Source organism: Phycisphaerales bacterium, assembly GCA_016716475.1.
GTDB lineage: Bacteria > Planctomycetota > Phycisphaerae > UBA1845 > Fen-1342 > JADJWG01.
The window spans coordinates 1,503,891-1,523,024 of the sequence record JADJWG010000002.1 but is presented as its reverse complement, the minus strand read 5'-3'; the positions used below and the strand labels follow the sequence as shown (position 1 = coordinate 1,523,024).

General features: G+C 64.3%; 14 protein-coding genes. 10 read left to right on the top strand and 4 right to left on the bottom strand.

What is annotated here, in order from left to right; translation table 11 throughout:
- The first annotated feature begins 17 nt into the window (after nucleotides 1-17).
- From IPM18_13880 to IPM18_13860, 5 genes are all read left to right on the top strand, one after another.
- Nucleotides 18-1,190, top strand: coding sequence for a pyridoxal phosphate-dependent aminotransferase (locus IPM18_13880; GenBank protein ID MBK9120669.1), 1,173 nt, complete (start codon nucleotides 18-20; stop codon nucleotides 1,188-1,190).
- A complete protein-coding gene (gene mtnB, locus IPM18_13875; GenBank protein ID MBK9120668.1) occupies nucleotides 1,183-1,947 on the top strand; it encodes a methylthioribulose 1-phosphate dehydratase in 765 nt (254 codons plus the stop codon). Before IPM18_13880 ends, mtnB begins: the two co-directional genes overlap by 8 nt.
- 43 nt (nucleotides 1,948-1,990) lie before the next feature.
- Nucleotides 1,991-2,569 carry a cupin domain-containing protein gene (locus tag IPM18_13870; protein MBK9120667.1) on the top strand — a complete coding sequence of 193 codons (579 nt, stop codon included), beginning with the start codon at nucleotides 1,991-1,993 and terminating at the stop codon, nucleotides 2,567-2,569.
- On the top strand, nucleotides 2,569-3,270 hold the full coding sequence (gene mtnC, locus IPM18_13865; GenBank protein ID MBK9120666.1) for an acireductone synthase: 702 nt from the start codon (nucleotides 2,569-2,571) through the stop codon (nucleotides 3,268-3,270). Before IPM18_13870 ends, mtnC begins: the two co-directional genes overlap by 1 nt.
- 781 nt (nucleotides 3,271-4,051) lie before the next feature.
- Nucleotides 4,052-5,233 (top strand): metallophosphoesterase, encoded by a 1,182-nt coding sequence (locus IPM18_13860; protein MBK9120665.1) that lies wholly within the window; start codon nucleotides 4,052-4,054, stop codon nucleotides 5,231-5,233.
- A gap of 117 nt (nucleotides 5,234-5,350) precedes the next feature.
- Here IPM18_13860 and IPM18_13855 read toward each other — a convergent pair whose 3' ends face one another.
- Entirely contained in the window at nucleotides 5,351-5,530 is a 180-nt protein-coding gene (locus tag IPM18_13855) for a hypothetical protein (protein ID MBK9120664.1), read from the bottom strand.
- A 238-nt stretch (nucleotides 5,531-5,768) separates the two neighbouring features.
- Between IPM18_13855 and IPM18_13850 the strand changes: the two genes are divergently transcribed.
- From IPM18_13850 to IPM18_13830, 5 genes are all read left to right on the top strand, one after another.
- On the top strand, nucleotides 5,769-6,365 hold the full coding sequence (locus IPM18_13850) for a sigma-70 family RNA polymerase sigma factor (protein ID MBK9120663.1): 597 nt from the start codon (nucleotides 5,769-5,771) through the stop codon (nucleotides 6,363-6,365).
- Nucleotides 6,362-8,776, top strand: coding sequence for a serine/threonine protein kinase (locus tag IPM18_13845; protein ID MBK9120662.1), 2,415 nt, complete (start codon nucleotides 6,362-6,364; stop codon nucleotides 8,774-8,776). The genes IPM18_13850 and IPM18_13845 overlap by 4 nt, the downstream gene beginning before the upstream one ends.
- Before the next feature lie 489 nt (nucleotides 8,777-9,265).
- Entirely contained in the window at nucleotides 9,266-11,770 is a 2,505-nt protein-coding gene (locus IPM18_13840) for a hypothetical protein (GenBank protein MBK9120661.1), read from the top strand.
- 13 nt (nucleotides 11,771-11,783) lie between these two features.
- The gene (locus tag IPM18_13835) at nucleotides 11,784-12,896 is read left to right on the top strand and encodes a hypothetical protein (GenBank protein ID MBK9120660.1); all 1,113 of its coding nucleotides are present in this window, start codon (nucleotides 11,784-11,786) and stop codon (nucleotides 12,894-12,896) included.
- Nucleotides 12,897-12,937: 41 nt separating this feature from the next.
- Nucleotides 12,938-14,518 (top strand): hypothetical protein, encoded by a 1,581-nt coding sequence (locus tag IPM18_13830; GenBank protein MBK9120659.1) that lies wholly within the window; start codon nucleotides 12,938-12,940, stop codon nucleotides 14,516-14,518.
- A gap of 287 nt (nucleotides 14,519-14,805) precedes the next feature.
- Here IPM18_13830 and trxB read toward each other — a convergent pair whose 3' ends face one another.
- From trxB to tadA, 3 genes are all read right to left on the bottom strand, one after another.
- On the bottom strand, nucleotides 14,806-15,783 hold the full coding sequence (gene trxB, locus IPM18_13825) for a thioredoxin-disulfide reductase (GenBank protein ID MBK9120658.1): 978 nt from the start codon (nucleotides 15,781-15,783) through the stop codon (nucleotides 14,806-14,808).
- A gap of 169 nt (nucleotides 15,784-15,952) precedes the next feature.
- Nucleotides 15,953-17,101, bottom strand: a complete 1,149-nt coding sequence (locus tag IPM18_13820) for a type IV pilus twitching motility protein PilT (protein MBK9120657.1) — start codon at nucleotides 17,099-17,101, stop codon at nucleotides 15,953-15,955.
- Between the two features lie 60 nt (nucleotides 17,102-17,161).
- Nucleotides 17,162-18,883, bottom strand: coding sequence for a Flp pilus assembly complex ATPase component TadA (gene tadA / locus IPM18_13815; GenBank protein MBK9120656.1), 1,722 nt, complete (start codon nucleotides 18,881-18,883; stop codon nucleotides 17,162-17,164).
- Nucleotides 18,884-19,134: the final 251 nt, after the last annotated feature.

The following is a 19,134-nucleotide window of genomic DNA, read 5'->3' as shown; positions in this document are numbered from 1 at the left end:
ACACGCAGGATGCTTGCATGCGACCGTATCTTTCGAACCGACTGACCGGCATGGTGCAATCCGAGATCCGCAACATGACACGCGAATGCGAGCGCCGGGGTGGCCTCAACCTCGGCCAGGGGCTCGGCGATCTGCCGACCCCGCCACTCGTCCGCGAGGGTGCCATTGCCGCGATTCGCGACCGCCGCAGTACCTACTCGTTCCCCGAGGGCGTGGCGGAATTGCGCACGGCCATCGCTGCCAAGCTCGCGCGCGACAATGATCTGATCGCCGACCCGCAGCGCGAGATCGTGGTCACGGTCGGTTCCTCCGGCGCATTCGGCTGCGCGTTGCTCGGCTTGCTCAACCCCGGTGACGGACTCCTGCTGCCTGAGCCCTACTATGGTTACCACTTGAACACGGCCGTCGTGGCCGGGCTCGAGCCCCAATTCATCACGCTCGCCCCACCCGATTTCGCCCTCGACGAAGCGCGGCTGCGCGCCGCGATTCGGCCGAATACGCGGGCGCTCGTCTTGTGTACACCGTCGAATCCCAGCGGCCGGATGTACGGGGAAGAAGACTTCCGCATGCTCGACCGGGTCCTGGCGGAGCACGACCTGCTATTGATCACGGATGAGATCTACGAATACATCACCTACGACGGACAGCGCCACGTGAGTCCTGCGACGGTCGGCCGGCTGCGGGAGCGCACCGTGAGCATCATGGGGCTTTCGAAGACTTTCAGCATTACTGGCTGGCGCCTGGGTTATGCGGTGGCGCCGGAGCCGCAGGCACGCGCGCTGACACTGGTGAACGACCTGTTCTACATTTGCGCGCCGACGCCGCTCCAGCACGGAGCCGCGGCGGGCTTCGCCGCTCCCCCGGAATTCTTCGAGCACCTGCGCACGGATTACCAGCGCAAACGCGACATTCTGTGCGCGGGGCTGGCGACGGCAGGGTTGCACCCGATCGTGCCACAGGGCGCGTATTACGTGTTGGCGCAAATCGGGCACCTGGGATTCACGTCGGCCAAGGCCGCGGCGATGGCGCTGCTCGAGGAGTGCGGCGTCGCGAGCATCCCCGGCACAGCGTTCTACCAGGGCGCGACGGGTGAGGAGCTGCTGCGGTTCTGCTTCGCGAAGGAAGACGACATTCTGCGGGAGGCCGTCGGCCGCATCCGCCAGTTCAGAGGAGCTGCCGTCCATGTCTGAAGTGCCCACATTCGTGCCGGGGAAGACCGGAGCGGCTGCGGATACGCGTCCGACGCCGGCCGCGGTGCCGGGGTTGCTGGCCGCGCTGCGGCTGCGTTTCACACCGGCGGAGCGCGAGGTGCGGCAGTACTTGCCCGCCATCCGGGCACTGCAGGATGTATCGGCGCTTTTCTACGAACACGGGTGGGCGTACGGCACAAGCGGGAACTATAGCGTGGTGTTGGCGCGCCAGCCGTTGCGCTTGCTGATCACTGCGAGCGGACGTGACAAACGCGCCCTGCGCGATGACGACTTCGTGGTCGTCGATGCCCAGGCACGCCCCGTGCGTCGGGGTGCGCCGCAGCCCTCGGCGGAAACCTGGCTGCATGTCGTGCTGGCGCAGCAACCCGGCGTCGGCGCGATCCTGCACACGCATTCGATCTGGAACACGCTGCTTTCGGAAGTGCACTTTGCGGCCGGGGCGGTCGAGCTGGCTGGTTTCGAGATGCTCAAGGGCCTGGCCGGCATTACCACCCACCACGCGCGCGTGCACATTCCGATCTATGACAACACGCAGGACATCCCGGCGCTGGCTGAGCAGTTGCGCTCGCAGTTCGCCACGCCCGGGCAACCCCCGCAACATGCTTTCCTGATGCGCGGTCACGGGCTCTACACGTGGGGCCGCGACCTCGCCGAAGCCCGGCGACATGTGGAGATCCTCGAATTCCTGTTGGAACTCGCGGCGCGCCGGGATGAATGGACTCGGACCCGCCCGTAGTTCCCCACATGGGCCACAACAAGGGCCCGGAGGTGCCGACCGTATGGCAGCCGTTTACATTCCCGCGCAGAACCGCACACTGGATGCGGCCGTGGAGATCCAGGCGTTCTTGGCGCCGCTCGGCCTGACCTACGAGCGCTGGCCGGTGCAGGAGAAGTGCTCCCCCGATGCACCCGCGGAAGAGATTCTTGCTGCGTATGCACCGGAGATCGCGACGCTGAAGGAGCGCGGCGGTTACGTTACAGCCGACGTGATTGACATCAAGCCGGAATTGCCGGGGCTTGATGCGCTGCTCGCGAAGTTCAGCCGCGAGCATCGCCACACGGAGGACGAGGTGCGATTCATCGTGAAGGGCCGCGGGCTGTTTCATCTGCACCCCGAAGGGCATGACGTGTTCTCGATTACCGTTGAGAGTGGCGACCTGCTCACCGTGCCGGCGGGCATGCGGCATTGGTTCGACCTGTGTGTCGACCGCACCATCCGTGCAATCCGCCTGTTTCAAGACCCGGCCGGCTGGACCCCGTTCTACGAAGAGCAGGGGCTGCACAACAACTTCGAGCCCGTCTGTTGGGGGCCGAGTTACCTGCCGCCCGGTGGCGCGCTGCCGGGATTGGTGCGCTGATGGTGGCCTACCGGGTCCGTGGGGTGTTGCTCGATATCGAGGGCACGACCTCGGCGGTGTCCTACGTGTACGACGTGCTCTTTCCGTACGCGCGCGCGCGGCTCGCGGAGTTTCTCGCCCTGCACGGCGCGGATCCGGAGGTGCGGCAGGCCCGGGCACAGGTCGAGGCGGACGCCGGCGCGAAGTTTACGGACGAACGCGCGCTCGTGGCTCACCTGCACGATCTCATGACGCGTGACGTCAAGGCCACGGGGCTGAAGGCCCTGCAGGGCCTCATCTGGGCGCGCGGCTATGCGGCCGGGGAACTGCGGTCGCACGTGTTCGCCGATGTGCCGCCGGCGCTGGCGGGGTGGAACCAGGCAGGCCTGGACGTGCGGATCTACTCGTCAGGCAGCAGCACGGCACAGCAAGTTTTCTTTGCACATACTGAGTACGGTGACCTGACGCCGTGGCTGCGCGGCCACTACGACACCACCATGGGTCCGAAACAGGCGGCTGCGAGCTATACGCAGATCGCAGCGCAGTTCGGGCTGGCGCCGCGCACGATCGTGTTCCTGTCCGATGTGTCCGCCGAACTCGATGCCGCCGCTGCGGTCGGGATGCTTACGGTGCTCGTGACACGGCCTGGAAATAAGTCCGTACCTACCAGTGAACATGCGGTGATCACAAATTTCGCGGAGTTGCTGTTGACACGTGGCTGAGAAACGAAGTGCGGGTAGCCGCCGCACGCCATTGTGTGAACGCCTGGTTAATTGGGTGTTGGGGAGTTGTGCATCCGCGGACTCAGCGGTTGCCGGCACGGGGGCGCGGGCTCACACTGCGGCCGTGAGGATGTTGTGGCCGCCCGGGTTGTACCTTGCATGCGGTCACCGGGTTGATTTTTAAGAAGTGCGGGGCGCCAGGAGTTGCAGCATGGGGTACGCTTGGAGCCGGGGCTTTGGCAGACAAGGTCTCGCGATGGCGTGTGCATTGTGGGCGACAATGGTAACGAGCCAGGCCGGAACGCCGCGCGCGGCCGTTCTCGAGCGAACGCACGAGGAGTGGCTGCAAAACGCCACGGGGCTCGCGCGCGGCTTGGAGCAGGCGGGGTTCTCCGTTCAGGCGTTGGACATCGAGAAGCCGGCGACGCAGCAGGGCGCAGCGCTGATTGCGTTCAGCAGTTTCAGCAGCGAGCACGCTGATTACAAAGGATACATGCAGCGACACGGGCCGTCGCTGATCGAGTTTGTCGAGCGCGGCGGAGTGGTACTCCAACTCACGCAGGCCGACCAGACGGAGGCGCGGGTGCCATTCTTGCCGGAAGGCATGCGCGCGGAGCGTTGCGACGACGATATCGCGCCCCTGGTCGTGCGCGTCCCCGACCACCCGCTGGTGGCCGGACTGGTGACCATCGGCGAACCGCCGACCTTGCGGCTGCCCACCTACCTCGGCCGCCCCGGGAACTGGGAGTCGCTCTCCGGCTTCGAAGGGATGCGGGTGCTGATGTCTGTCGATCAGGCGAATCGGCGGCCCATCCTGCTCGAGGGGCAGCATGGAAAGGGGCGGTACGTGCTGTCTTCGCTGTATCTCGACGCGCTGTACGCGCCTGATGGGACGCTCGCGGCACCTGCAGAATACGAAGCGGCGGCCCGCTCCCTCTTTGGCAATCTGCGCGGCTACGTGCAGGCGGTGGTGGCGGGGGAGTCGCCTGAGGTGACGGTGACGCCACCCTACAAGGATCCGGAGCTGCTGCCGTTTGTCCCCGGCTCCTTCACGCTGATTGCTTTACCGGATACACAGATGTACGCGGAGCGCTACCCGCAGCACTTTCACAACCAGACGCAGTGGATTGTGGACCATCGGGAAAAGTTCAACATCCAATACGTTCTACACTTAGGCGACATCACCAACCGCAACACCCCGGAGCAGTGGGAGGTGGCCCAGGCGGCCCTGCGCCGGTTGGACGGTAAGGTGCCCTATGCGCTCGCACCGGGTAACCACGACTACGGTCCGGGGGGCAACGCCTCCGACCGAACGACCCTCCTGAACGAGTACTTCAGTGTGGCTGAACATACCAAGTGGCCGACGTTTGGCGGCGTGATGGAACCGGGCAAGCTGGATAACTCGTACCACGTCTTCGAAGCGGGCGGTGCGAAATTCCTGGTCCTGGCGCTCGAGTGGGGGCCGCGGCTGGACACCGTCGCCTGGGCCAATCGCATTGCGGCCGAGCATCCGGAGCACCGCAAGATACTGATTACACACGCCTACATGTACTCCGACGAAACCCGCTACAACTGGAAGACACGTGGCGCGGACCAGCGCTGGAATCCGCACTTGTACGGGACGTCGAAGCAACCCGGCGGCGTGACGGATGGCCAGGAATTGTGGGAGCGGCTGGTCAGTCAGCACTCGGGTTTCATCCTCACCATGAACGGGCACGTGCTGAACGATGGGCAGGCGTTGCTCACGGAAGAGGGCGCCCACGGCGATCGTATCCATCAGGTGCTCTGCAACTACCAGACCTGGCGCGAAGGCGGTGAGGGGTACCTGCGGATCATCGAATTTCTGCCGGACGGGGAGACCGTCCAGATGAAGTCGTACTCGCCGTCGCTGGACCGTTACCTGACGGCTCCGGAACACCAGTTCGTCCTGAAGCTGAAGCCGGGCTTGCGGGCGAAGCGTTGACGTTCCTTCTCGGGGGGGAACGGTAGTGTCCGTTGGACGAACGGCGCCCTTGTGGTGCGGTGGCGGGTGGGTGAGGACGGATTCGGCGTGGGTGGCGTGTGCGGCGTGGGTTCGCGGTCAGGACTGCGTGGGGGCCCAGTTCGAGGATGGGCTGGCCGACCTTTGCTTCCACGCGTCCGGCAGCCACGCGTCGAGCTGGCAGAGGGGCGTGTCGGGCAGGTGGGCCAGCGGATGCTTGGGCAGCAACTTCTCCTTCTGCTCGACCAGCAGGGCCTGCAACGCGTCCAGCAGCGGCACGGCCTCGGCCTGTCGCCGGCGGAGACGTTCGTCCGCGTCCAGCTCCTGGCGGATGCCCGGCCGACTCCGGCATGTAAGCTTCCGCCGACTTCGACTTGGAAGAACACTACTCCCGCCGCTAGAATGATTTAGATTCAAAATCGGGCTGAAACCGGCCCCCGCCAGTGCTTTGCGGGGTCCTCTGGAATTTCGCACACTTCTGCCTAGCGGCTTCTGGCCTCGACATGGCTGGTACGAGATGGATACGACGCCTCCATCGCTATTGATGCGCGTGCGTGATCCCGCGGACCACGTCGCCTGGGCGGAGTTCGACCGTCGCTACCGCGATTGGCTGATCCGCTTCTTTCGACGCCGTGGAGTACGCCACATCGACGCTGAGGATCTCACTCAGCGCGTCTTTTCCGGGCTGCTGAAGGGACTGCCCCAGTTCGTCTACGATCGGAAGCGCGGGAGTTTCCGCGGCTACCTCTTCCGCTGTGCCCAGCACGTTCTATCTGCTTGGGCAACTTGTCCAGGCCACCGGCATCGACCGCTAGATATAAGGGTGGACCTGGGTGATTCCATAAATGGTGACAGCGACCCGGCCGCAGCGAGGATCTGGGAAGAGGAGTGGGTGGCACACCACTTCCGGCTCGCCTTTGCGACCTTGCGAGCCGACGCTTCCCCGCGGGATCTCTTGATCCTGGAGCGCAGTCTGGCCGGCATCGACATCCACGCACTGGCTGGCGAATTCGCGATGGAGGAGCAGGCCGTCTACAAGGCGCGACAGCGAATCCGGCGCCGCCTCGAGCAGTTGATCGCAACGCAGGTAGCGGAAGAGGATCAGATGGAATGAAACCCGATGAACCGTGGAGCAGCGCTGTCGACGGCGGATCGGCTCCGCTGCCGGATCCGATCCGCGCCCTATGCACCGGCTCCTTGGAAGATGGCGCGTGGTTTCGACAAGTCGCCGAGTACGTGCAACGTCCGATCCTCGGGCACGTCGGGCCTTTCGAGCTGCTCGTGGAAGCCGGTCGCGGCGGTCAGGGAGTGGTCTACCGTGCCAGGCAGTCCCGGCCGGCGCGCGATGTGGCACTCAAGCGACTTGCGGCCGGGGTGTTCGCGACACCAGCGATGCGCGCCCGCTTCGAGCGCGAAATCGAGGCCGCAGCGGCCCTCAATCACCCGAACATTGTCGCGGTTTTCGGCGCCCAGGACGTCGACGGTCAACTGATCGTCGCCCTGCAATGGATCGACGGCGTGCCGCTGGATGCCTGGGCCCGTCCCGCGGGAACCCGGCCGCGTGACATCAGCGAGGTCGTGGGCGTCTTCCGCAAGATCTGCGACGCCGTGCAGCATGCCCACCAGCGCGGCGTCATCCATCGCGATCTCAAACCCTCCAACGTGCTTGTCGATGCGGCCGGAGAGCCCCACGTCCTGGATTTCGGGCTTGCGGCCCGGCCGGATGATTCGGCTGCCACCGCTCGACTGACCTTCTCCGGCGCCATGCTGGGCACGCCTGCGTTCGCCCCGCCGGAACAGTTGCGTTGTGCGGCTGCCAAAGTGGATGTGCGCAGCGATGTCTATTCCCTGGGTGCGATGATGTTCCTGTGCCTGGCGGGCGAGCCGCCGGTGGACCCGAAACTGCCCCCTGGGGAGCTTGCCCGTTGTATCGAGCGTGAAGGTCCACGACCGTTGGAGCGCCTCGCACCCGGCATCGGTCGCGAACTGTGTGCGATCGTAAGGAAGGCCCTGCAAGCCGAGCCACGGAATCGCTATGCGTCGGTCGATGCGCTGCGACTGGATCTCGAACGTTATGTGCGCGGAGAGCCGGTACTCGCGCACCCTCCGACCCTGGCGTATCACCTGCGCAAATTCGCCCTGCGTCACCGCGTCACTGTCGGTTTCGCCTTGGGATACGTGCTGCTGGCGACGGCTGCGACCGCGATCAGTACCACCCTCTATTGGCGTGCGGAGCAGGAGCGCAGCCGCGCGGACTCCGAAGCCCAGCAGGCACAGGTCGCACTGGGGCAGGCCACCCGGGAGTCGCATTCGGCTTTCGCCATTCGTGAATTCCTACAGAACATGTTGTTGTCCGCTGGGCGTACTGGCTCCGTGCAGGGGCCAACACTCACCGTCCGCGAAATGCTGGACCGGGCCTCCGAGCGCCTTGACCACTCCAGCACGCGGATGGATGCGGCGGCCGAGGGTGCGCTGCGCCTCACGATCGGTGACGCCTACCGCGAACTGGGTTTAGATGCCGCGGCGGAACCGCACTACCGCATGGCACTCGAACGCCGCCGGGAAGTGTTCGGTGAGGATTCCGCGCAGGTTGCCCAGTGTCTCGATGCGCTTGGTCGTACCTACCGCGTGCTGGGGCGTCCCGTGGAGGCCGAGGCCGCCGTGACAGGTGCCTGGGAGATCTATGTCCGGATCCTGCCGCCCGATTCCGGCTACCTGGCGGTGACGGCCAGCAGCATGGGACTCGTCAAACGCTCGCTACGTAAATACGACGAAGCTCTGCAGTGGTATCATGAAGCCCTGCGACGCTACACGGAGTGCTGGGGACCCGACAACAACACCATGCCCGTGCTCCATACCAACCTCGGCATCGTGCATGTTCACCTGGGGCAATTCGAGCAGGCCGAAGCGCACCTGCGCGAGTCGGTCGAACGCTGTCGCAGTCTGCATCAGGACACGCCGCATTTCGACACCGCATGGGCCATGTCCAATCTCGCCGACGTACTCACGAAGCGCGGCCGACCCGCCAGCGAAGTAGAACCACTTTACGAGGAATCTCAGCGCATGCTGGTGGCGTTGCACGGCCGAGAACACCCGCGCCTCGGATTGCTCCTGCAGCGTTACGCGCGTTTCCTCTCGCGCGACGGCCGGACACTGGAAGCCCTCGAACTCCTGGCTGCGGCCGAAACCATCTTCCTCGCGAACGAGCGGTGGGGTGATGTGCTCACCAACACGGTGCAGGTTTCCGAAGTGCTCCGCGATTCGGGCTGTGTCGGCGAGGCCCTCACGCGGCTTGTCGACGTGCTGGTGGTCGACGCGGCCCGTACGACTGCCGGAGACCCGCGCGCCGCGGACGTGCATCTCGCCCTCGGGCGCTTACTCCTTGAGGTCGGCGAGGCGCACCGCGCCACGGAGCACCTGCGCACGGCGGTTGCGATTTACTCCGCGGCCGGCGAACACCTTCACACTGAAGCGGAGCAGGCACGGGGCTTGCTTGCGGAACTTGAACCGGCGCCGGCGCCGTGATTCCGCTTAGCAGCCCATGTGGCGGACTCGCGGGATCGACTCGGCCGACGCTGGGGATGTCGCAGCACAGCGGGGCACCCTTCAGCCCGCGGATTGGCCGGCCAGGTGCTACCCAATCCCCCGGAATCAGGGTTGGCAGACTTCCCGGTGTCTGCGGCTGGATTGCGCCGGCCCCGCTCCGTAGTTGATCGGTGCGTCGGGACTTGGCCGAAAGGGAATGGTTCCCGGGGGGCAGAGCTGGTTCCCCCGGATTCGCCCCAGACCAGCAGCACGCGGCCAGGATAGCGCGATTTCTCACACCCCAGTTTGTCCAACGGGGCGTTGGGCGGCTCTATCTATGCGTAGGAGGCGTCTGGGTGTCGGGTCACGCAGAAGTAGCGGCCAAACGCTTGGGCTGCGCCTACCGGTAGTTTACCACTGGGCTGATGCCGCGCCCGGGCCGCGCGGCAGGCGACCTTCCGGCATCCACATCTTGAGGAGTCGTGGTACATGAAATCGTTCAATGGTCTGAGCACGTGGCTTGGAATTGCAACGGCGGCGCTGGGAATGACGGCATGGTCCCTGGCTCAGGGCGGCGGGCAGCCACCCTATCAGTCGACGGAAGAACTCGAGGAGCTGGAGATCCTCATGGATCCGGACGATGACGGTGATGAGGGCCGCGTCAATATCGGTGCCGGGATCACCTACCAGGGCGTACTGCTGATCAATGGCTCCCCGCCCCCGACCAGCGGACCGAATTCGACGATCGACTTTCAATTCCAACTCTATGATGCCCTGACCCTGGGCAACACGGCCGGGTCTCTACTGACCGTGAACGACTTCGCCGCCTTCTCCCGCACAGGCGCCTTCACGATCAGCGGTCTGAACTTCGGCGCCGCGGGATTCGACGGCAATGAACGCTATATGGAGATCCGCATGCGTGACGGGGCGAGCACCGGCCCTTACACGGCCCTTGCACCCCGTCAGCGCGTTGCTCCCACGCCCTACGCGTTGAAGGCCAACGCGGCCTCGGCACTCGACGCGCGGGACGGTAGTCCGGCGAGTGCTGTGTATGTGAACGATGACGGGCTCGTCGGCATCGGTACGACCAGCCCGGCCCACCGGCTCCAGGTCGTCGACACGCTCCCCGGCGAGCTGTCGATGCCGCTGCGCATCGACAATGTCAGCTCGACCGCGGGGACCTCGACCTCGATCGGCTTCAAGGTCACCGGAACGATCGTGCCGAAGGCCGCGCTCGCGTACGAGCGCACGGCGACGTTCGGGCGCGGCAAGTTCCACTTTCTTCAGCACCCCTCCGCCAACGACGACCCCGTGAACCTGACGCACTCCGTCATGACGATTGACAACGCGGGCAGAGTCGGTCTCGGCGATACGGCACCGCTCGCGCGGCTGCACGTCGCTACCTTCGAACTCGACTTGACTACCGCCGCGTTGGAAAACGACGGCATCGTGATTGAGTCCCAGGATGCGTCGCTCGGGCTCTACAGTTCACCAGCGGGTGCCTGGGGGTCGGCAGTCTCTCTCAAGGAAATCAGCGCAGGGACGTTGGTGGACACTTGGGCGATCGTGCGCCGGACTTCGACCACGAGCAATCCCTCTGCGCTCCTATTTACTTATGGTCCCAGCGACAATTACGCAACGAATCCCGCAAGTCTGGCGATCACGAGCAGCGGCCAGGTCGGCATCGGCACGAATACTCCGGACAACAAGCTCAGCGTCGTCGGTGCGATTCATTCGACCAGCGGCGGTTTCGTCTTCCCCGACGGGACGACGCAGACGACGGCGGCGACGGGCGGCACGGGTTTCTGGAGCGTCAGCGGCACAAACATCTTCAACAACAACATGGGCAACGTCGGGATCGGAACGAACACGCCGACCAGTAAGCTGCACGTTGTCGGCGATACCCTGCTCGGCGCACTCGTGCGCATCGGTGCCCAGACCAACCCGAATGCCCAGTTCGGCTTCCTGAATGGTAATATCTCCGTAGCCGGCCTTGGTTCCTACTTGCGGCTCAACCATCTGGGTCAACTGCGCGTCTCATTACAGGCCGGCACCTCCGACCTGCTGGACACCGGTCGCGCTGGAGCCGGGTTGCTACTTGTGAATCAGGCCAATCAGACCGGAGTCGAACTTGGGATTGCAACGGCCCCGACCGGATCCGGCGGCGCCTCCTATCTGAAGTTGTACGACGGTACGGGCGCCAATGCCGTGGAGATTCACTCCGATTCCAGCAACAGCGCCCCTGAGTTACGGATGTATCGCTCGAATGGAACAACTGAAACCGTCAGAATTCAGGCAGAGGACGATGCCGGCCAAGGCGCGCGGATCATGCTTTGGCGCGGCAATGGTCAACTTGGTATCGACTTGAATGCGGATGAAGGCCTCAACCGCGGTGCCGACCTGACACTGTACAACAACGCCGGTTTGCCCCTTATTGAGATTGACGCCGACTACGGCGACACCGGCCGCGGCTATATCGTGATGAAGAACAATGCAGCCACACCGGTGGCGACGGTACAGATTACCGGCAATTACAACAACACCGGTGTCGGCCGCGTGATCACGGACGTACTGGAGATCACGGGCGCCGACCTCGCCGAGAAGTTTCCCACCTCTGAGGTGATCGCGCCGGGGATGGTCGTCGCGATCGACACGCGTAACGAGGGCCAGCTCTGCCTTGCCCGCGGGGCCTACAACCGCACGGTCGCTGGCGTGGCCAGTGGCGCGAACGGCTTCTCCGTTGGTGCAATCCTGGGGAGCAAGACCGACAGCGCGGACCATCCGCCGATCGCACTGGCCGGCCGAGTTTATGTCTGGGTCGACGCGGACACGGCCCCGGTGCGGCCGGGTGACATGCTGACCACCTCCGAGACGCCTGGCCACGCCATGAAGGTGCAGGATTACGCGGCGGCACAGGGCGCGATCATCGGCAAGGCGATGGGATCGCTGGACACGGGCAGGGGACTGGTGCTGGTGCTCATCAACCTGCAATAAGGATTGACGGACTATGCCTGCGAACTCAACGTCGTGGTCATGTGCTCATGCGCTCAGGGGCTTTCTAGCGCTCCTGCTTCTGTGCATTTCTGCACACGCCGCGCTCGGTCAGCAGTCGTGGTGCGGCTCGCAACTAAGTCCTGAGGACGCCCGCATCGTCGCACAGCTTCAGGCCGGCGGCTACTATGAAGCAGCGGCCGACGAACGCTATGTCATCAACATCCCAGTCGCATTGCACATCGTGCGGCGTAATAATGGTACGGGTGGCATCAGTGTGGGCGATGCCGATGCGCAAGTCGACAACGCGAACATGTTCTGGGCCGCGACCGGTGTGCGCTTCGTGCGGACTGTGCCAGTGGACATGATGAATGACACTGGGTTCTTCATTCTCGATCCAGACGTTGGCTTACCGTTTCTGTGGAGCACAAACGTCGTTGCCAATCACGTCAACATTTACTTCGTGGGCGGCTTCACCACCGACACAGAAACGAGTGTACTGTGCGGAATCGGTAGCTTCACCTTCAGTCCGATCCAGGGCGTTGTTGTATCAACCAACGGCGCATGCACAGTGGGCTTCAATTCCCTGCTGGCTCACGAGTTGGGCCATTACTTCGATCTTTACCACACGCATGAAACGGTATGGGGAGCGGAGTGTCCGAACGGCTCGAACTGCACCTCCGCCGGCGATCTGCTCTGCGACACGCCCGCCGACCCCTTCCTGAGTTCTGAGAACGTCAATGATCTCTGCGAATACGTGGGAGACGAGGAGCGCTGCGGCACCGGATTTAGTCCCGACCAGACGAATGTCATGTCCTATGCTCCCATGATCTGCACGCATCGACTCAGCCCGGGCCAGCGCGCCCGTGCACTCGCGACACTTACGAACCTGCGTCCAAGTCTCATCGAGGCGGGTCAGCCCAACATCGCCTGGGTCGACTTCAGCGCATCCAGCATCTTCCCGAACGGAGATTTCACGAATCCGTATACCACTCTCAGCGCCGGGCTGAATGGCGTGCCGACGGGTGGGCGGGTCGTCATCAAGTCCGGCTCGTCTGGTGAAAAAGGAACCTATACCCGCGCGGCCGTCCTCGACGCCTTCAACGGGAGCACGACGATCGGCATTTGAGTGCCTGGGATCACTGCGGGAAAATGGCAGGAGAAACACCCTTGACTCGTGTTTTCTGCTGGTGCCTGGCGGCGCTGACGCTAGGCATGTTTGCTGCGGCGCATGGCGCCGCCCTCGACTGGCGCGATTTCGACGGTCCCGGCGAAATCCCCGTCGTTGAGACCGCCCCGCTCGATCTCGCAGCACTGGCGGCGGAAGACGCGGCCCAACCCCTGGGTCCGTTACGCGTGGCCGTTATTCAGCCGCTTGAAACGGTCCTGCCTGATGCCGGGCTCCTGGTACTGGAGGAGAGCGGCGCGATGACAGCTCTTGTACGCGTCCATGCTCCGGAAGCGGCGTGGCTGCGGCTGGTTTTCGAGGACTGGGCCGGCTCCGCCGCGGCCGCGATCTCCGTCAGTGATCCCAGGCGTCCCGAGCTTCCGAGTCAAAAGCTGGAAGGCGCCCCAGGTCCGGACGGTACGTACTGGTCGCCGATCTTCTTCACGAACGAGGTGATCGTCGAGTATCGTGCCGTTGGCATCGACGCTCGCGAAGCCACGGCCCGTCTCGCGCTGGTCGTCTGCGGGTACCGCGGATTCGACGTCCAATCGCCTGGAGCCGTGGGTTCTGCTTCGGCGCCGGACCGCGGCGGCCCCCTTTTCTGCCAGACGGACTGGAATTGCGTCGGCCCGCTCCCCACCGTGGACCGGGATGCGCTGGCGACATGGATTGTCTGCACGAGCCAGGGCTGCAACCTGTGCAGCGGCACGCTGATGAATCGCAACTGGTGTAACTGGTGGAACAACGAGTGGTCCTGCGCGCACGACAATCCGCTGATGTTCCTGACCGCGGCGAGCTGCGGTGTGACAAGTCAGAATCTGCACACGACGGTGCTGATCTTCAAGCACTACACCTCCGGGTGTGGCGGTCCACCGCCGGACCTCGCGACATTGCCGCAGGCACGCGCCGAAACTGTACTGATCAACAACTCGCAGACGGATATCGCCCTGCTCGGCATCGGCTCGGAGGCCTTCGCCAGTGTTCCGGTTTACTCTTGGAATGCCCCCACAACGAATTACTGGTTCGCCACCTCCTGCGTCTTCTCGTCTGCCGGATTCATGCTGCATCACCCACAGGGTTCGCACCTGCGTCACACGGCGCTCGAGAAGTGCGGCCCGTTCGATGAAGAGCCGCTGCGCAGCTCGGTAGGCACATGTACCGCGGCCAATGGTTACAGACTCGTATTTGTGGGTGATGGCCGGGCCGAGCCGGGATCGCATGGTGCCCCGATTTTCCTCGGTGGCGACAACCGGATCATCTCGGTGCTCAGTTGCATCCTTACGGCCGCGGATTGCGGCGTCGTCCAGGCCGCCAGCGGCGCCCGCCTTGATCTCACCGAACCGCAGTTGCGTCCATTCATCGACCCTGTTCGGCCGATCTACGTGAACCCGGCGCACGTCGGCTTTGAACGCGGCACCGCGGCCGAGCCCCTGCGCTCCCTCGCCCGCGCCGCTTTCGCAGTGGTGAAGACGGATCCAATCCTGATCGCGCCTGGAAGTTCACATGGGGGTCGTGCCTATCTGGGCCGGCCGTGCGTCGTGCGCCTGGCCAGCCCGGGAGCGAGCGCCGTCATCGGCGAGTAAGCAGCACAACCCGTCGTGTCCCGCGCCAGCTCTGGCGCGGCGCGCGGCACGGATCGGAGTACGGCCCATGAACACCAGCTCAACGAAGACACGGATCGCCATGTCAGTCGTGGCCGCACCGGTACAATCAGACCCCCACCGGCGGACAGCTTTGGAGTCTCGAAGCACGGGTGATCACCGTCCAGCGCGTGCTCAGCCGTCCGCTTACGATTCGGGGCGGTGATGGAGCGGTGATTGTTCAGTGAGCCGCCGGTCAGCCGTGACGGAGGGTGGCTGTGGCGGGTTTTCTAGTCGATGCCCTGCGCCGCCAGCCAGCGTTCCGCATCGAGTGCGGCCATGCAGCCCGTGCCGGCGGCCGTCACGGCCTGCCGGTAGACGTGGTCCGCGACGTCACCCGCGGCAAAAACACCCGCGACGTTCGTATAGGTCGAGCCGGGCTTGGCAATGCGCAAGTAGCCCTTGTCGTCCACGTCGAGCGTGCCTCGAAACAGCTCGGTATTCGGAGTGTGCCCGATGGCGAGGAACAGTCCCTTGCACGGGAAGTCGCGCTCCGCACCCGTGTGGACGTCCTTCAAGCGGACGCCGGTGATCAGGTCGTCGCCCAGCACATCGACGATGGTTGTGTTCCAGAGCGGTTCCATTTTGCCCTGCTCGACATATTTGAAAAAACGTTCCTGCATCGCCTTGCTGGCGCGTAACTCGTCCCGGCGGTGAACGAGGTAGACCTTCCGGGCGTACTTCGTCAGGTAGGTGCCTTCTTCGACGGCCGAGTCGCCCCCGCCCACCACGATCAGATCCTGATTGCGGTACAGCGGGATCGCCCCGTCGCACACGGCACAGGCCGAAACCCCGCCGCCGTTCTTTGCGAGCCGCTGCTCATTCTCGAGGTTCAGCCAATTGGCCCGAGCGCCGGTTGCGATAATCAGGGCGTGCGCCCGAATCTCGTGCTCATAGGATTTGACCACGAACGGGCGCTGCGACAGGTCGACCTTCTCGACGTCTTCACGAATCAGGCGTGTGCCGAAGCGCTCGGCCTGGTCCCGGAAGGCCTTCATCATCTCGGGACCCATGATGCCCTTGGGAAACCCGGGATAGTTCTCCACATCGGTGGTGAACATGAGCTGGCCACCGGGAATCAGTCCGCCGGCGTTGTAACCCTCGAAACACACCGGTTCCAGAGCGGCTCGGGCGGCATAGATGCACGCCGTCAAACCCGCCGGTCCCGAACCAATGATCACTACTTTCGCCGTGTTGTCGCTGCTCATCTTACTCCCTGACGCCACTGGGGCCATGCTGTCTGCCTGTCAGCGCGGAATCATAGCATCCCCGGCAGGGCGAAGCTCGCGCGCTGGCGGAAGGTGTTGTGGCCGGCCGATATGCCGGTGAAGCGCGACGGATCCCCAACCACCGCCCGCGCTGTGGCTCCGACGGGCCTCAGCTGCCCGCCTCCTCCTCAAGCTGCTTCTCCTCGTAGCTTTTCTTCTGCATCAGGCCGCCGGGGCCGGCCAGGCCGCGCAGCTTCGCATCGATCTTGGCCTGGAACTCGGAAGGATTGCGGGCTCGGTCGACGCATTCCTCGGCCGCCACCACATCGGCCTCGTAGAGGTTCCAGAGGTGGTCGTCGAGCAGTTGCATGCCGAACTTCTTGCCGGTCTGGATGGCCGAGTCGATGCGGTAGGTCTTGTTCTCGCGGATCAGGTTGGAGATGGCGGGGGTGATCACGAGAAACTCGTACGCGGCCACACGGCCGCCGACGCCCTTCTTGGGCACCAGCGTCTGCGACAGCACCGCGAGCATGTTGGTACTGAGCTGGACGCGGATCTGCTCCTGCTGGTTCACCGGAAAGGCGTCGATGATGCGGTTGATCGTGCCCTGGGCGCCGGTGGTGTGCAGCGTGGCGAACACCAGGTGGCCCGTTTCCGCCGCGCGGATGGCGGCTTCAATCGTCTCCAAGTCGCGCATTTCGCCGACGAGGATGACGTCCGGATCCATGCGCAACGAGCGGCGCAGAGCTTCCGCGAAGCTCGGCACGTCGACGCCCACTTCGCGCTGCGTAAAGCAGCAGCGCACGTGCGTGTGATAGTACTCGATCGGGTCCTCGATCGAGATGATGTGGTCATCGCGATTGCGGTTGATGTAGTCCAGCATGGTCGCGAGCGTCGTCGTCTTGCCGGAACCCGTCGGCCCCGTGACCAGGAAGAGTCCGCGCGGGCGGTGGCAGAGACTCTTTACGATCTTGGGCAGGCCGATCTCGTCGAAGGACAGAATCTTCGACGGAATGAGGCGCAGCACCATCGAGATGTTGCCCTTCTGCCGGAACACCGATACACGGAAGCGGCCCTTGTCGCCGAAGGCGAAGCCGTAGTCCGTGCCGCCTTCCTCCTGTAGTTCCTGCTGGTTGCGCTCGGGTGTGACCGACTTCATCAGCGCGACGGTGTCATCCGGTTCGAGCGACTTGGTTTCCAGCGAACGCAGGCGGCCATCCACCCGCAGTACGGGCGGGCGGTTCACATGCAGGTGAATGTCGGATGCGCCGACGCGGATGCACGTTTCCAACAGACGATCAATGTGTACGGTAGCCACGGCGGATCCTCAACCAGGCCCCGGTCCACGCACCCGCGCGCGGTGCCGGAGATCGGCAGCTTACTCGTCAGCAATAATACCCTCGGCCTGCGTGATACGGGCAACTTCCTCGGCCGTCGTGATGCCCCGCAAAATCTTACGCTTGCCGTCCTGCAGCAGGGTACGCATTCCGGCGGCGACGGCGGCCCGGCGCAGATCGCTCGCCGGCGCCCGGTGGAAGGCGAGTTCGCGCACCTCGTTCGTCATTTCCAGCATCTCAAAGATGCCTTGCCGGCCGCGGTACCCGGTGTTCTGGCAGCGATTGCAGCCACGGCCCTTGTAGAGATGGTGGCCGACCAGGTCGTCGTCGGTGATGTTGACCATCTTGAGCACGAAGCGGTCGGGGGAAGCGTCGATCTCGCGGCACTCCTTGCAGATCGTGCGAGCGAGCCGCTGCGCCATGATCGCCTGGATCGACGACGCCACGAGAAACGGCTTGATCCCCATGTCGATCAGGCGCGTGACGGCGCTCGGCGCGTCGTTCGTGTGCAGCGTGCTGAAGACCAGGTGACCCGTGAGGGCGGCCTGTACGGCCACCTCGCCGACTTCGCGGTCACGAATCTCACCCACCAGGATGATGTTGGGCGCCTGGCGCAGCATGGCGCGCAGAATACGGGCGAACGACAGCCCGATCTCATCGCGCACCTGGCACTGGTTCATGCCCGTGAAGTTGTACTCGACCGGATCCTCCGCCGTGATGATCTTCCGGTCCGGCCGGTTGAGTTCCTGCAAGGCGGCGTACAGCGTGGTGGTCTTGCCCGAGCCGGTCGGGCCTGTGACGAGAAAGATGCCGTTGGGTTGTCGGATGATCTGCTGGAACCGCTCGTAGTCGTCCTCTTCGAAACCGAGGCCGGTGATGCCGACCTTCACGGAGTCCGGCCGCAGAATACGCAGGACCACGCTCTCACCGTGGTACGCCGGCAGCGCGCTCACACGGAAGTCGATTGCCGACGTGCCGAAGTGCATCTTGATGCGGCCGTCCTGCGGGAGGCGCTTTTCGGCGATGTCGATACCTGCCATGATCTTCAGACGGGCAATCACCGGCCCCTGCATGCTCTTGGGGATGGTATCACGCTCGATGCAGACGCCGTCGATGCGATAGCGCACCCGCACGCGGTCGGCCATCGGTTCAATGTGGATGTCGGATGCGCGCATGCGTACGGCTTCGCCGATCAGCAGGTTGAGGAGCCGGATGATCGGGGCCTCGGCTTCCTCCTCCATCGCCTTCTTGAGGGCCTCGGTCTCCTTGGCATGCAGGTCGGCGTCGCGGTCGATCTCCTGGATCGCCTCGTCGATACTCTTCTCGTCGACGCGGTTCATGAAGTGGTCGATGAACCGCTGGATCTTGCTGAGCGGCGCCAGGGCGCAGTCCAGCTCCATGTTGAGCAGGAACCGCAGCTTGTCCTGCAGTTCGAGGTCGAGCGGGTCGGAAATGATGATCTTGAGCCGGTTCCCCTCCTGCTTGAGCGGCAGGACCCGCTCGTCCTTGATGACCTTTTCGGGCAGCAGGTTCATGGCCGCTGGAACCTGGACATTCTTGTCGAGGTCGACGTACTCCAGGTCGAACTGGGCCGCGAGCGCCTTGGTCACATCCTCTTCGCTGGCCAGTTCCAGCTTGACCAGCGCTTCGCCGATCCGCATCCCATGTTCAGCGGCGTACGAGATTGCCTGTTGCAGCGCATCGGGCGAAATGATGTTCCAGCCGGTGAGAATCTCGCCCAGCTTCTTGCGACGTCGTGCCATCCAAACTCCCTCGGCGGACGGCCGGTTCCGTCCACCTGCTCCACGCACCAGAGGGCCGCTCGGCCACGGAGCGCGCGGGTCCTACTCCTCGCGGTGGCAGCGGGCCCGCAGGGCACCACGACCGGAGCCCGGTATTGTCGGGCGTGAGACCGGAAAACGCAACGCCGCCTTGCAAACCGCTGCGCTTGCGACACCCCCGCCGCGGGACTATCCTGATATATCGATACGCATATCGCCGCCGCCCCGGCCTT